We start from the raw sequence: 14,529 nt of genomic DNA on the forward strand, positions 1-14,529 counted from the left end.
ATCATTCGATCTGATTAATTAGTAGCATGGCAATGATCTCTTTTATTCATGAAACTTATATTTTTCATATTTACAGATAGTTATCGTTTCTGTTTATTTTTGAACGCACTCATATGTTTTATTTATAAAATCATGACACTTTTATTAAGTGTTGTTTTCTTATGGAAATTAAGATTTCTGGGGAAATTGATCTGTGCCTCAATTAACGGATTCTGGGTTGATAGAAGGATCAATGATTTGGGAGTGTCAGTTTAAGCGGAAGGCTATTGAGCGAATTTAAGGGCAATTTTGATAAGAAATTGAAGATTTTTAGGCTGATTTTTCGAATTGTTAGTTGCAAGAGGGAAGGGTAATTGGGTATTTCTTTGGCACAGAGCACAAAACAAGCGGTATGAAAAAGCCAGCGACGGATGGTCACTGGCTTAGATTGTTTCAGTTTGTACTAGCTAGCGTTTAAAGGCACGCAAGCTTTAGCAAGCTGCTGTTTTTTTAAGAATTATTGCTTTGTACCGCCAACTTGAACGTATTCAATACCAATAATTCGGTTGATAACACCTAAAACAGAAGTCGTATCAGAGTTTGTTGATGTAACGGTATCAACGGTTGCGCCTTCAGGAACCAATTCCATTGCACGGTCTTGAGTGTTGCCAGGGACTTGGAACCCTACAATGTTAAAGCTCTCTGCGTGCGCTGTGTAAACTTCTTCATTGTGGTTAATACCAGAACAACCTGCTAGAGAGATAACGCCTAAAACACATAATAACTTTTTCATAAAAATACCTTAAGAATGATTGGAATTTAGATAGTAAGCCTATGGCTTGAACTGCTAGCAAAGCGCGAGTTAACGAGTAACGGGTTGCTTTGCTACTACTCAGCAGTGCTGTGATGACAAGCCATAAACGACAATGTCATGATTATCTAGACTCATAAGTTCACTGGGAGACAGCATCCCCCGACCGATGTTGAACATTATTCCAGAGGTGTTTTGTAGTTACTGTATGGGTTTGTCAGCTGAATCATTACATAGCTGAATGGTTATGGTGAATACCGCACCCTTTAAAGTTTGGCTCTGACCAACCTCCACGGTTGCGCCGTGTTGAGCACAGATCTTCTCGACGATAGAAAGCCCTAAACCATGGCCGCTCTTGGCTTTGTTACGTGCTTTGTCACCAACGTAAAAGGGTTCAAACAGGCGAGCCTGATGCTCTTGAGCCACACCATCACCATCATCATGTACTGCAATCTGTAGTTGTTCTTGATGCACGCTGGCTTCAATCAACACTTGAGAGCGTGCGAATTTCATCGCGTTGCGTACTAGGTTATCTAAAGCGCGGTTGAGTAGTATTTTATCCGCCAGTATTGAGTGAGCTAGTTCAGGCAGTGATAGGTCAATGTTGAGCTCAGTGTCTTTGCTCCAGCGTGCCATTGCGTGATTAAGAAAGTCTCTTATCTCTAGTGGCTGTTGTAGGTTTTCAAGGTCAATGCTATCGAGCTTGGCGTAACACAATAGTTCGTCGACCATCTTTTCCATCTCTTCGGTATCTTCGACAATACTTTCTACGGTGTTTTGTTGTGCCTCGTTGAGTGGCGTGTCCTTGAGCATTTCAGCTTGCCATTGGATACGGAATATTGGCGTGCGCAGTTCATGAGCCACCGCATTGGTGAGCGAGCGGTTACTCTCAATCAAGCGATGAATGCGGTCAGCCATTAGGTTGAAGGATTTATTGAGTGAGCCGATGGCAATGCCGCTTGACGTTTCGGCTCGCGCGGAGAGATCGCCTTCTGCAAAGCGTAGAGTGGCAGATTCAAGCTTTTTAACTCGGCGGAATATAATTATCAGATGGCATAAGCCGTATAAGATAAAGCTTGCTAGGAAGAACAACCAAATGAGGTCATCCTCCAACTCTATCTTTTGCCTAACGAACGCTTCACTGTTGGGTAGGTAATGATAGGTATTGTCACTGCTTGCTAAGCGAAACCATAGGTCACGTTCATCATCGTGAAAAACAAAAGTGTTCGGGTTAGTGCTGAAGAACTCTGAAACGGGGCTAGGTATTTCATCGTCTGGGCTTAATGTAACCAATTTATTTCGTGTGGTTTCTACAAACTGGTTCATGGCTTGTTGAGCCGCTTCAAGCCCCTGATTTTTCGCAATGTTTTCTATGAGTTGCTGGTGGGCAGCCGCTTCGTAATCTTCCAGTACATATTCGTAGTCGGTATTGAGCTCGTAGACGCTAATCTCGTAGGCGACCAGGCCGGCCATAAAGCAAACTAACAGCCCTAATAGGGACTCCAAATAGATACGTCGCATAATCGATCTCTTTCATTACGCTCGTAGTGAGCGAAGTTAATGCCAGGCGGTTGAAACAAATAGGTAGCCTTTGCCGCGAATGGTCTGAATTTTCTCTGCTGGCGCGTGGTCGTCACCGAGTATCTTTCTTAGACGCACGACCTTGTTATCAATCGTTCGGTCGATCCCATCGTACTCAATGCCGCGCAGTGTTTGCGTCAAATAGTCACGTGATAGCGGAGTATCAGGGTTGCTCGCTAATAACCAAAGTAGGTCAAACTCACTGTCAGTAAGTGATAAAACCGCACCTGAAAGTTCACACTTCTTATAAGTGTTTTTCAGAACGAGTTGATCAAACTGAAGGTTGTCTGAGTCATCGACTGAAGCGGTATTGGCGTCTTGGCGGCGTAATAGCGAACGAACTCTGGCCAGCAGAACTCTTGGTTTGATTGGCTTGGTGACATAGTCATCAGCCCCTGTCTCTAAACCAGCGACGTGATCAAAGTCGTCATCGCTAGCGGTGAGCATCAAGATTTTACCTTTATAGTGTGTACGCGTCTGTCGGCAGATTGTCAGTCCATCCGTTACAGGAAGCATCAAATCCAGTAGTACGATATCAGGTTGTTCCGCGAGGATGGTCTGCGCGGCATTACCGCCGTCACCTAGCACAGTGACGTCAAAATCTTGCGCGACAAAGTAGTCTTGCAACATTTTCTGAAGTTTCAAATCGTCTTCCACGATGATCATTTTAGGTTTTGTCATTCCATTATCAGCCTTGTCGTGCGTTTCTCGTATTGAGATTACGTGAGGGTGCCTTATCTAGTGGTTAGCTATTGTGGCATCTCCAATTTGCATGCTTTACGTAAAATACCTGACGTGAATGATTAAACACTTTCTACGCCAGTTCAATGATGATTTTGAATTTATGCGAAAATAAAAAACAATGTTCAAAAAGGTATACATTCTCATACATTCGCACGACAGATGTTTGCGCTTTTAAATAATAGAATTTTCCCATCAAACATTTTGGGAATTACCACATGAATAGCTATAGAAAAACGTTACTGGCATTACCTTTGATTATTTTAGTTGGGTGTAACTCAAGCTCTAACTCGGGCTCAAGTTCTGGTAACGCGGCGACTAAAGCGCAAGTTAAACCTAAAGCGGATTACGTATTTTCATCGGCTAAACTCGGTAAATTGTATCAAGAGCGACAAGAGATCCAAGAGTCAATGAAACTGACTTATGATGGTGTGCAGTATGAAACAGTGCAGTTTGCTGAAGATATTAGTGACGAACAAAAAGTAATTAGGCTTGCGGATAGTTTAGGTCAAAGCGTGGATCTGTACCTCCCTGATGCTGGAGCTGATGACTGTGCGATTTACAGTGAAGGTAATTTTTTTGATTCATTTGATTGTGGTGTGGCTCAACGCTCAATTGGGAATGACACCACGTTAATTCAAACGACGACGAGTGATAAAAAACGACCGGTTGAGCTTGAATATCACAATGTGATGTCGCAGCACGTGACTAGCCTTGGTTCGACGATTCTGAGCAAAACTAAAAATGGTAACAAAGTCACGATCACGACTTCGTTTGCTTTCAATGCCTTTTATCGTGATGTGTTAAGAGACACTGGAACCGTTGAGCGCATTACCTCTACCCTTGGGGCGACAACCTATTCCCAGCTTTTCGATATTGTGAAGTTATACCAAGGCAGTGAGATGACCTTGAAGTTTAACAATCATATTGGTGGCAGTGGCGACGATGACATCAATATGTACACCGGACGCATGATTAAAAATAATAAAATGACGACGGTTGTAACGCCAACGGGTTCGGTATTTTCTGGAGGTACGGATCTATTCGCTGCAGGTCATCCACGAGTTTTACAACGCGCTGATACTTCTAAAGCTATTGAACTCAATAAGCAGGTCGGTGTGCACAGTTGGGCTGAGGATGATAAAACAGCCAAAGATTTCCCATACACTGACGAAAGCCATCGCAAGCAAGCGACCTATTTTAAAAAGGTGATGGGAGACAAAGGGATCGACTTCTATATTTTCACTTTAGATTCCGCCCCAGCTTCCGGTGAGCACTGGATGACGAAAGCCGACTCTGATAAGTACGATTTCATTACTCGTATTGAGTAGTCAAAGAAAGTAGCAATAACGACTCCGCAAAGGTTGGTCATGGCTCTGTCATTACCGGCCTTTTTTGTGCGTGGTGTTTTTAATTTGATCTTTGTAGTGGTTGAATAAAGGTTTTTATCCGTTCTAACAACGAATGTTTTACACAATGTCATAAGATGAACAAATACTGCATTTAACTGTGGTGTAACAATTAATTCCCGCAGATCGAGTGATAAGAATGTGTAATCACGGCACTTTTTTGTCGATAGAATTTATTATCCGCAGCCTTACTGGCCGATAGGTTTCTATAATCTAACGATGTAAGGAGCATGTGAATGACTAATAAGGACGATCATTTATGCAGTTACTGGCAGGCACTCTGACACACTACGCTAACCCACAAGCACGCCCTGAATTGGAATACTCGAGTGAGCAGCGTGACATTTTAAGTGTCGCGAACTCACAACAGGCGATTAAAGATATTTCTCAATGGCCAGGCTACTCTGTTACTCCTTTGCATGAGCTGAATGCTATCTCTGCTGAGATCGGCGTAAACAAGTTTTGGTACAAAGACGAATCGCAGCGTTTTGGCCTAAAGAGCTTTAAAGCACTGGGCGGCGCTTATGCTGTTGCTCGTCAGCTTCAGATTGAGATCGCCAATCGCTATGGTAAGAACCCGACCATCAGTGAGCTGCTCAACGGGGAGTGGAAATCTGAAGTTGCTGAAATTGTTGTCAGCTGTGCAACCGATGGAAATCATGGTCGCTCAGTGGCATGGGGCGCACAAATGTTTGGTTGTGGCTGTGTTATCTACATTCACCGTGACGTATCGGAAGGGCGTAAGCAAGCGATGGAAGCGTTCGGCGCAGAAGTGGTTCGCATTACCGGTAACTACGATGAATCCGTTCGGTTGGCCGATTCAGAAGCCAAAACGAAAAACCGCGTGATTGTGTCGGATACCTCTTATGAAGGCTACATGGAGATCCCTAAAGACGTTGCTCTAGGCTACACCGTGATGTTGGCTGAAATTGTCGAGCAATTGGATGGTGACATCCCAACCCATGTCTTCGTACAAGGTGGAGTGGGTGGTTTGGCATCCGCTGTCAGTGGTTACTTCTGGGATCTATGGGGCGTTGAGCGTCCACGCTTTGTAATCGTCGAACCTGAGCAGGCTAACTGTCTTCAGAAGAGCGCTCAAGCTGGAAAACCTATCGTGGTTACGGGCGACTTAGAGACGCTAATGGCAGGGCTCGCATGTGGTGAGGTTTCAAGCTTAGCCTGGACGATTTTACAAAATGGCGCTGATGACTTTATGACGCTGAGCGAAGAGGCCATTCCGCAAGCGATGCGTATGCTGGCAAGTGGTGAACAAACGGAAGTGTCGATAGAAGGGGGGGAATCTGCAGTACCAGGTTTTGCCGCTGCGATCATCGCCAAACAAGATCCGAAATTCGCTGAAAAATTGAATTTGACTCAAGACAGTCGAGTGTTGGTTATTGGCACTGAAGGGGCAACCGACCCTGAGCTCTACCAACAGATCATCGACAACAAAATCTAATAACTAAAAGTACATAGCTAATAATTAATAGCTGATAGTTAACAGCGAATCGCGAACAACGAATAACAAAGCAAGCCCCAAGGTTGGCGGTATGTAAGATTTCTTCATACCGTCTTTTTTCCTCTCTTTTTTGACTTCATTTCATGACACGCCTTGCCTTTTAATCGCGCTGATCATCAATCGGAATTGTCAGCCCTACCTTAACGTTATCCATCACCACATTGGTTTGAAAACTCTTGATATTGGCATTATCGAAGAAGGCTTCACGAGTAAAGTTGTCGTAACCCTCCATATCCGCTGCCGTGACAATCATGATGAAATCTGAACTGCCAGTTACGTAATAGCACTGCTGTACTGAGCGGTTGGAACTCATCTCTTTTTTGAAGTTGTGCATCAAATCCACACGCTCGCGTTCTAATGTCACCTGAACGATAAACGTCATCGCATGACCGACTGCTTTTGGGTTGATAACGGAGACATCAGCTTGAATGACACCTTGCGCCCTCATGCGTTTTAAACGGCGCTGAACGGCAGCAGGAGACAGCCCGACCTTTTCTGCAATCTTGTCTGAGGTAGCTCTATTTGAGTCTTGTACGATGTTGAGGATCTTCTTGTCGAAACTGTCGACCACCAATGCAGGTTGCTGTGTCATACCCATACTTCCCAATATCTGTTTGTAAATTAATTGTTTCTTTTGAACCAGTGTGTGATCGAGTTAAAGGTATTTAGCCTTAATAATTAGCCCTCGATGAATGAGAACAAAAAATCACTATAACGCAGAAAAAATGCGGAATTTCTGCACAACAAGGTAATCATTTAATGATAATCCTTAAAGTTATCGGTGCATTATTAATCTTGTGAACGAAATGTAAAGATCAAATCAACAGAGTTTGAAATTTATATGAAACATGTTGTTAACATCATTTTGCGGTGTTAACTCTCGCTCAAGGAGTTGGAAAGTATGAAATCTGCAACCGCTACTTTACAGTTTGAATTAGAAAAATTAGCACCAGCAGGACGCGTCGGTGTGATTGCGTTAGCGACAGATTTCAATATTGAGCGTGATTTAAACGCGCTGTATCCAAACGATGTGCAATCGTTCACCAGCCGCCTGAGAAACTACAACCCGTTGACGATAGAAAACCTACGCAAGATGGAGCCGGGAATCGCTGCTTGTGCTGATACCATCTTACCGGGCACTGAATTGGATGTGGTGATTTACGCTTGTACCTCCGGCACCGTAGCGATTGGCAGTGAACGAATTACGCAGCTCATTCACCAGTCTCGCCCAAACGCTGCGGTAACGAATCCGGTGACCGCTGCCTTAGCGGCTTTCGACAGCTTTAAGGCAAAGCGCATCTCGGTATTAACGCCTTATACCGAAGCCGTGAATAAAGACGTGGCGGCATTTTTTGTATCGCAAGGCATTGAAGTGTTGAGCATCGCAGGCTTTGGTTTTGAAGATGACACCGCGATGACCTTCATTTCTCCAATGGATATTAAGCAAGCCGCGATAGCCGTCTGTGACCCTGAAGCTAACCTGTTGTTTATCTCTTGCACGGCACTCCGCGCAGCATCCGTAGTTGAATCCATTGAAGCAGAATTAGATAAACCCGTAGTCAGCAGTAATCAGGTGTTGGCTTGGCATTCGCTTCAGTTGATGAACTACCCCATACCCATTAAAGGCTTTGGTGCACTATTAGAGCACCATCTTCAGCCATCCTCAGATAATTACCGAAGGTCGCAGTCGTTGTAACGACCTTTGATTAAGGCTGCTCGCTTTGCGTTTACATTCAGCAGCCAAGCTAACTCCATATTTAACGTTAATACAAAGAATCACACTTTGGGATCACTACTATGCCGTCTACTTTCTCGATCAAACCAGACCAACTGTCTTCACAGCTTATTCAAAATATGACGGAGTGGCGTCAGCATTTGCACCGCTTTCCTGAGTGCGGCTTTGATGTCAATCTCACTTCTGATTTCATCGCTGAGAAGTTACACAGCTTTGGTATCGAAGTGGTACGCAATATTGGAAAAACAGGATTGGTAGGGATACTTCGTTCTGGATCAAGTGAAGCGAGCATCGGTCTTAGAGCTGATATGGACGCTCTGCATATTCACGAACAAAACAACTTCACACACTGCTCACAACACGATGGAAAGATGCACGCTTGTGGTCACGATGGACACTCCGCAATGCTGCTCGGCGCTGCAAGCTATTTGGCCGAGAACCTATTAGCCCAAAACCTATTGGCCGAGAACCCAACTTTCGATGGCACGGTGTATTTCATTTTTCAACCCGATGAAGAACACGGATGTGGCGCGCAAGCGATGATTGATGATGGCTTGTTTGAACGATTCTCGATTGATGAAGTGTATGGCGTGCATAACTTTCCCGGCTTAGCGGAAGGTGAATTGATGGTTCGCCCCGGATCATTAATGGCCAGTGAGAGTAGCTTTGAGATCACCATCAATGGTGTGGGTGGACATGCTGCTCTGCCGCATCAAGGGGTCGATCCTCTCGTTGTTGGCTCGCAAGTCATTCTTGGTCTGCAAACCATCGTGTCTCGTAATTTGAGTGCGATTCACGACACCGCTGTAGTCTCTGCGACCGAATTTATTACCGATGGCACGGTTAACGTCATCCCGACTCAAGTAATCATTAAAGGCGATTGTCGCTGCTTCACTGAATCTTCTCTCGATCTAATCAAGCAGAGCATGGAGCGAATTGTGGCGGGCATTTGTCAGGCAGGAGGCGCGACTTACGACTTCGAGTTTATCAATACCTTCTACCCAACCATCAACCGCGAGCAACAAACCCAATACTCGGTAGCTGCCGCGCAGAAGGTGCTTGGTGTAGAGAACGTTAATGACGCCTGCGACCCACTGACAATTTCGGAAGATTTCTCAAGCATGTTACGCGTTAAACCGGGCTGTTATGTGCTGTTGGGTAATGGCACGGAATCGGTCGGCGGCTGCGCATTGCATAACCCTGAATATGACTTTAACGACGGCATCTTAAAGCTCGGCGCGAGCTACTGGATTCAGTTGGTGAACGACCGTTTAGCACGATCAATTTAGAGACACTTAATTGAAGCAGCTCAATTAGAAGCAATCAGAAGAGAAACAAATTCAGCAGTGACGCATTTGGCACTGCAAGATGGCTGACTTTAAACGGAGTTTATTGTCGACACAGTCAAAACTGAAGCGCGTGAAGTGACCAAGGTCATCAGCGTGTAATTAGGATAATAAAAAGGAAAGACAGGATGAAACGATTAGGCGTAGCACTGCTAAGTTTGAGCATGGTTTTTGGCGTTCATGCCGAAACATGGAAGTTTGCTTCAGAAGAGGACAAAACAGACGTTCAAGACATCTATGCGCAAAAATTTGCGGAAGTGATTAAGAAGGAATCTGATGGCGACATCCGTGTTCGCATCTATTACTACGGTCAGCTGGGTACAGAAAATGACATTGTAGAACTGGCTGCTAAAGGCACGATTCAATTTGTGTCTGTTGGCGCGGGTCACTTAGGGTCTTACGTACCTGAAGTTCAAGCGGTGAGCTTACCGTATGTCCTGGGCACTAACGAAGCGATCACGCATAAGGTCTTAACGGAAAGCCCAACCATCTACAACAAGTTGGCACCCAAGTTTGAGAGCGTAAACCTCAAACTGTTGTCGATGATGTCTGAAGGCGAAATGGTTTGGGGTGGCAACAAACCTATCCGTACACCTGAAGATTTTGCTAACCAGAAAATCCGTACTTTCACGTCAACCATTCCTGTTGAAACCTACAAAGCGTTTGGTGCAACACCTACTCCTCTTTCTTGGGGTGAAGTGTACGGTTCACTGCAACTTAAGACCATTGATAGCATGGTTAACCCGATCTACTTCATCTACAACGCGAAGTGGCATGAGGTTCAGGACTACCTAATGTTCCCAGGCCAGCAACCTTATGTGAGCACGGTTTCGACCAACAGCAAGTGGTACAGCGGCCTGTCTGAAGAGAAGCAAGCTATGGTCGACAAAGCAATCACAGCGGCAGACCAAGCGGCTTACGACTATCAGGTACGCATCAACAAAGAGAACATGGACAAGATCTTAAAAGAGCGTCCAGACATGCAAGTGGTTGTGTTAACTGAGGAAGAGCGTGAGCGCTTCAAGGTACTCAGTCAAAAGCTGCACACCACTTACTATGACGTGGTGGCAAATGCTTATCCTTCAGGAGAGCAAAGTGAAGCGCGCGAGGGGGCAAAAACCATTCTCGAAGAAATCCTAGATGAAGTGAAGGCTGCTTCAGCGACGCAATAGAAAGCGTTGTTAGGATGAATGCTATCTGCTGTTTATTGGCAGCGGGTAGCTTATTCCCACCTTCTCCAAATTGTGGCAATGGACCCCTGTCACTGAACGAAGTATGGAGCACTGCCTGTTATGAAAGAACTGCTACATAAAATAAGCGTCGCGACAGAAAAGCTAGAACGCTTTTTAATCATGACCGCCATTATCGCGATGATGACCAACTCCACTGCCAATGCGATTGGTCGGTACGCCTTTAACAAAAGCCTGTTCTTCTCAGAAGAGCTCAATCAGTTTTTGATCGTCTCAGTCACCTTTATTGGTTTCGCTTATGCGGTACGCCAAGGTCGAAATATTCGTATGACTGCGGTCTACGATTCATTGAGTACTAAAGCTCAGAAAGTTCTCACAACCATCATTGCACTTCTAACCGCAATGCTGATGTTTTACCTGACCTACCATGCGTTCTTCTACGTCAAAGAGCTCAAAGATATCAATCGATTAAGCCCAGCCCTGCAGTTCCCGGTTTATTGGGTATACGCGATCATTCCAATTGGATTTTTTATTGCCGGATTGCAATACAGCATGAGTTTTTTGATGAACTTACTGCACAAAGAGATCTACGTGTCATTTGACGTGATTGAAAATAGAAACACAAAAGTAGGTGAGTTCGAATGAGTGATGTTGCACAGTTTTTCTCGGACATTATTGCCGGTGAATTAGATATCTATGTCATTACCTTTACTCTTGTCTCTGTGATGGTGATTCTGCTTTTTTTGAGTTTCCCGATGATTGTGCCGTTAGCGGTTGGGGCTTTAATTGGCTTGATTCATTTCTCTCAGGTTGAGCCGGGAGTACTGATTCAGCAGATGGTTACAGGCATATCGCCGAACGCCTTGATTGCGGTTCCCATGTTTATCCTGGCGGCCGATATCATGACGCGTGGACACTCGGCCTATAACCTACTAGGCCTGATTCAAGCGTTTGTTGGACACCTTCGTGGTGGTTTGCCGATTACCACGTGTATCAGTTGTACCTTGTTTGGGTCTGTTTCCGGTTCGACCCAAGCGACCGTGGTGTCGGTCGGCCAAATCATGCGTCCGAAGTTACTGCAAGCGGGCTACAAAGACAGCTTTGTGATGGCGTTGATCATCAATGCCAGTGACATCGCGTTTCTTATTCCACCGAGTATCGGCTTGATTCTTTACGGCACCTTAGCCAACGCCAGTGTGGGTGAATTATTCATTGCTGGTATTGGCCCAGGTTTAGTGCTCGCGAGCCTGTTCTCTTTATACAGCTATGCCTACAGCGTAAAACACAGCGACACCATCACTTTGGTTGAAAAAGCCAACACTGCAGAGCGTATTGAAGCGATCAAGAAAGCGATCCTGCCTCTTGGTTTCCCTGCTTTGATTATCGGCGGTATCTATTCGGGCATTGTCACGCCAACGGAAGCGGCTTCGTTTGCGGTGCTGTATGCGATTATTGTCGAGTGCATTTTCTATCGCAAACTTGGCGTTAAAGATATCTGCGATGCGGCGCTAAATACTGGCTTGATTACGGCGGTGGTATTTGTGCTGGTGGGTGTTGGTCAGGCTTTTTCTTGGTACATCTCTTTCGAACAAATCCCTCAAGAACTGTTAGCACCTTTGGACTTAGAGAGTGCCTCTCCAGAGTATATCTTGTTTGTTATCGCACTGACTTTCTTTGTTGGTTGTATGTTCGTGGATTCATTGGTGGTTCTACTTATCTTGACGCCGATTTTCATGCCGATTGTTGATGCAGCAGGTATCGATCCGATCTTGGTCGGTGTGATGGTGACGCTACAAATGGCGATTGGGTCGGCAACACCTCCATTTGGTTGTGACATCTTTACCGCAATTGCGATTTTCGAGCGTCCTTATATGGAAGTCATCCGCGGAACATTACCGTTTTTCCTTATCTTGATATTGATGTCTGCGTTGCTGATTTTCTTCCCAAGTATCGCTCTGTTACCAAGAGACATTTTATTCAATTAATCCGTCGAGTTACCCTTATTCAATCAAGGATAGAGATATGAGTATATTGCCATTAACACCTCCGCAGAGAGGGTTTGAATCAGCAGAACTAGAGCAACGTACTGTCGAGTTGCAACAACGTCTTCGCGCGCAAAACATCGATGCTGCGTTTTTCACGACCGAGCCTGAATTCCGCTATTTCAGTGGCTTCAAATCGCAGTTCTGGGAAAGCCCAACTCGACCTTGGTTTTTGGTGGTGCCAGCGGTTGGTAAGCCCATAGCGGTAGTGCCAGAGATCGGTGTGGCTGGTTTTGACGAGACATGGATTGACGATGTGCGCAGTTGGCCTTCACCAAGGCCAGAAGATGACGGTATCTCTTTGTTAGCTTCTACTTTATCTGAAGTCTCCAAGGGTTCTCGCAGAATCGGTTCGATGATTGGCCCTGAAACACATCTGCGTATGCCTGCCACTAACTATGCGTTGTTACAGCAGAAGCTGAGCCAACACAGTGTGGTTGATGTGTCACTGATGGTTCGCGATCTTCGCAGTGTTAAGTCTCAAGCGGAGATCGATAAAGTACGCTTTGCTTGCCAAGTCACGGCGGCGGGCTTTGAGTATCTTCGTCATCATCTCGCGATAGGGATGACAGAACGACAGGCGTGTAAAGCCATGCATTTGGAGATGCTGCGTTTGGGTGCCGATGCGTGTCCTTACTTGATCTCTGCATCAGGCCAAGGTGGCTATGACAACATCATCATGGGGCCAACGGATCGTGTGCTCGGTGAAGGTGACGTGTTGATAATCGACACGGGGGCTAACTTTGACGGCTACTTCAGCGACTTTGACCGCAATTATGCGTTTGGTCATGCGCAGCCAGATACGATAGCGGCTTATGACGCCGTTTATCAATCGACAGAAGCAGGGCTCGCGATTGCAGAGCCGGGACGAACAACCGGAGACGTGTGGCAAGCCATGTGGTCGGTGCTCGAAAAGAACGGCGCGCTTGGCAACGATGTGGGTCGAATGGGGCACGGCTTGGGTATGCAGCTAACCGAGTGGCCATCACATGTGCCAAATGGGGATGTGATCTTAAAACCCGGTATGGTGTTAACCCTTGAGCCGGGCATGGCGTTTGCGAAAAACCGAATGATGGTGCACGAGGAGAACATTGTTATCACAGAATCTGGTTGCGAGATGCTGCATCAAAGAACCTGGCAATCGATGCCGATTATCGGTTAGTTACGCTTAGAATCTAGCCATAATGTTGAATCCTAGTAGAGGAGGGCGTTCAAGCACTTTGTTGGACGCTCTGTTCTATTTTTTACTGCATCATACCCCTTCATTTTTTACACCCAAAGACCTCTAATTGTTGAATGCCTTCTTGTTTCTAGAATCTCTCTTTCTGTTTAAATATTATGCTTATTGAGCAAAAACATTTGACCAATAACTATCACACCTCAAATCTTTAATTGTTTTCGTTAGTGCTCTAAATGATATTTAATTTATTGTTTTATAATGATTTTTGTTGTTTTGAATGCTGTATTGTTACGAGTTTGTTTTAAATAATCATTTGAACCCTAATTAAATTTCTGTCATTTTATACTTAACTGAACGTTCAATATAAAATAAAAGGACTAAGAAATGCCGAAGGTTGGGATGCCTGACATACGTAAACCACAGCTTGTTCAAGCTACCATGACGGTGATTGATCGAGTGGGTTTGCATGCCGCGAGTATTGCGTTAATCAGCAAAGAAGCGGGCGTGTCTACAGGTATCATTAATCACTATTTTGGTGGGAAACACGGTCTGCTCGAAGAGACGATGCGTGAAATCCTTCGCCAATTATCCAACACCATCACGACTTCACTAAAAGCGCTTCCTGTTGATGCTCACCAACAGAGAATTAACGCGATCATCGACGGTAACTTCGAAGGTTACCAAGCCGAAAATAAAGTCGCGAAGGCATGGTTGGCATTTTGGTCCTATTCAATGCATGACCAACAACTGAAAAGACTGCAGCGTGTGAATGAAAAACGTTTGATTTCGCATTTACGTCTTGAGTTGAAAGGTATTTTGAATCATGAACAGGCGGATCTCGTTGCTCACGGGATTGCTTCTCTGATTGATGGGTTATGGCTGAGAGGCACGTTAAACCCTGAAGGTATCGATGCTCAAAAGGCTCGTGCCATCATCAATGATTATCTTGATAAACAACTGACGTTTTACTCGTGTAACACCGCATAGAACGCGGTC

The 14,529-nt window shown here is 45.1% G+C and carries 13 protein-coding genes; 9 read left to right on the top strand and 4 right to left on the bottom strand.

The window, feature by feature from the left end:
- Positions 1 to 496: 496 nt before the first annotated feature.
- The 3 genes from AC3CIA_RS19235 to AC3CIA_RS19245 form a co-directional block, all read right to left on the bottom strand.
- Positions 497 to 772 (bottom strand): hypothetical protein, encoded by a 276-nt coding sequence (locus tag AC3CIA_RS19235; RefSeq protein ID WP_017075671.1) that lies wholly within the window; start codon positions 770 to 772, stop codon positions 497 to 499.
- Positions 773 to 991: 219 nt separating this feature from the next.
- Complete coding sequence (locus AC3CIA_RS19240; RefSeq protein WP_145569673.1) at positions 992 to 2,311, bottom strand: ATP-binding protein; 1,320 nt, start codon at positions 2,309 to 2,311, stop codon at positions 992 to 994.
- A gap of 36 nt (positions 2,312 to 2,347) precedes the next feature.
- The gene (locus AC3CIA_RS19245; RefSeq protein ID WP_017075673.1) at positions 2,348 to 3,052 is read right to left on the bottom strand and encodes a response regulator; all 705 of its coding nucleotides are present in this window, start codon (positions 3,050 to 3,052) and stop codon (positions 2,348 to 2,350) included.
- 278 nt (positions 3,053 to 3,330) lie between these two features.
- On the opposite strand from AC3CIA_RS19245, the gene AC3CIA_RS19250 reads away from it, so the two are divergent.
- Positions 3,331 to 4,443 (top strand): alpha/beta hydrolase, encoded by a 1,113-nt coding sequence (locus tag AC3CIA_RS19250; RefSeq protein ID WP_488519553.1) that lies wholly within the window; start codon positions 3,331 to 3,333, stop codon positions 4,441 to 4,443.
- A 337-nt stretch (positions 4,444 to 4,780) separates the two neighbouring features.
- Complete coding sequence (locus AC3CIA_RS19255; protein WP_488519554.1) at positions 4,781 to 5,980, top strand: diaminopropionate ammonia-lyase; 1,200 nt, start codon at positions 4,781 to 4,783, stop codon at positions 5,978 to 5,980.
- Positions 5,981 to 6,140: 160 nt separating this feature from the next.
- On the opposite strand, the gene AC3CIA_RS19260 is transcribed toward AC3CIA_RS19255, so the two are convergent.
- Positions 6,141 to 6,632: an Lrp/AsnC family transcriptional regulator gene (locus tag AC3CIA_RS19260; RefSeq protein ID WP_029225134.1), complete on the bottom strand. Its 492-nt coding sequence runs from the start codon at positions 6,630 to 6,632 to the stop codon at positions 6,141 to 6,143.
- A gap of 309 nt (positions 6,633 to 6,941) precedes the next feature.
- On the opposite strand from AC3CIA_RS19260, the gene AC3CIA_RS19265 reads away from it, so the two are divergent.
- The 7 genes from AC3CIA_RS19265 (at position 6,942) to betI (ending at position 14,520) form a co-directional block, all read left to right on the top strand.
- Positions 6,942 to 7,736 carry a maleate cis-trans isomerase family protein gene (locus tag AC3CIA_RS19265; protein ID WP_488519555.1) on the top strand — a complete coding sequence of 265 codons (795 nt, stop codon included), beginning with the start codon at positions 6,942 to 6,944 and terminating at the stop codon, positions 7,734 to 7,736.
- A gap of 101 nt (positions 7,737 to 7,837) precedes the next feature.
- The gene (locus tag AC3CIA_RS19270; RefSeq protein ID WP_488519556.1) at positions 7,838 to 9,064 is read left to right on the top strand and encodes a M20 aminoacylase family protein; all 1,227 of its coding nucleotides are present in this window, start codon (positions 7,838 to 7,840) and stop codon (positions 9,062 to 9,064) included.
- Between the two features lie 185 nt (positions 9,065 to 9,249).
- Entirely contained in the window at positions 9,250 to 10,293 is a 1,044-nt protein-coding gene (locus AC3CIA_RS19275) for a TRAP transporter substrate-binding protein (RefSeq protein WP_488519557.1), read from the top strand.
- A 120-nt stretch (positions 10,294 to 10,413) separates the two neighbouring features.
- Complete coding sequence (locus AC3CIA_RS19280) at positions 10,414 to 10,956, top strand: TRAP transporter small permease (protein ID WP_102421245.1); 543 nt, start codon at positions 10,414 to 10,416, stop codon at positions 10,954 to 10,956.
- Positions 10,953 to 12,296, top strand: a complete 1,344-nt coding sequence (locus AC3CIA_RS19285) for a TRAP transporter large permease (protein ID WP_102421244.1) — start codon at positions 10,953 to 10,955, stop codon at positions 12,294 to 12,296. Before AC3CIA_RS19280 ends, AC3CIA_RS19285 begins: the two co-directional genes overlap by 4 nt.
- Before the next feature lie 37 nt (positions 12,297 to 12,333).
- Positions 12,334 to 13,515: a M24 family metallopeptidase gene (locus tag AC3CIA_RS19290; RefSeq protein ID WP_102421243.1), complete on the top strand. Its 1,182-nt coding sequence runs from the start codon at positions 12,334 to 12,336 to the stop codon at positions 13,513 to 13,515.
- Between the two features lie 402 nt (positions 13,516 to 13,917).
- Entirely contained in the window at positions 13,918 to 14,520 is a 603-nt protein-coding gene (betI, locus tag AC3CIA_RS19295) for a transcriptional regulator BetI (protein ID WP_017075682.1), read from the top strand.
- Positions 14,521 to 14,529: the final 9 nt, after the last annotated feature.

This window comes from Vibrio sp. QJM3NY_27, assembly GCF_057785955.1.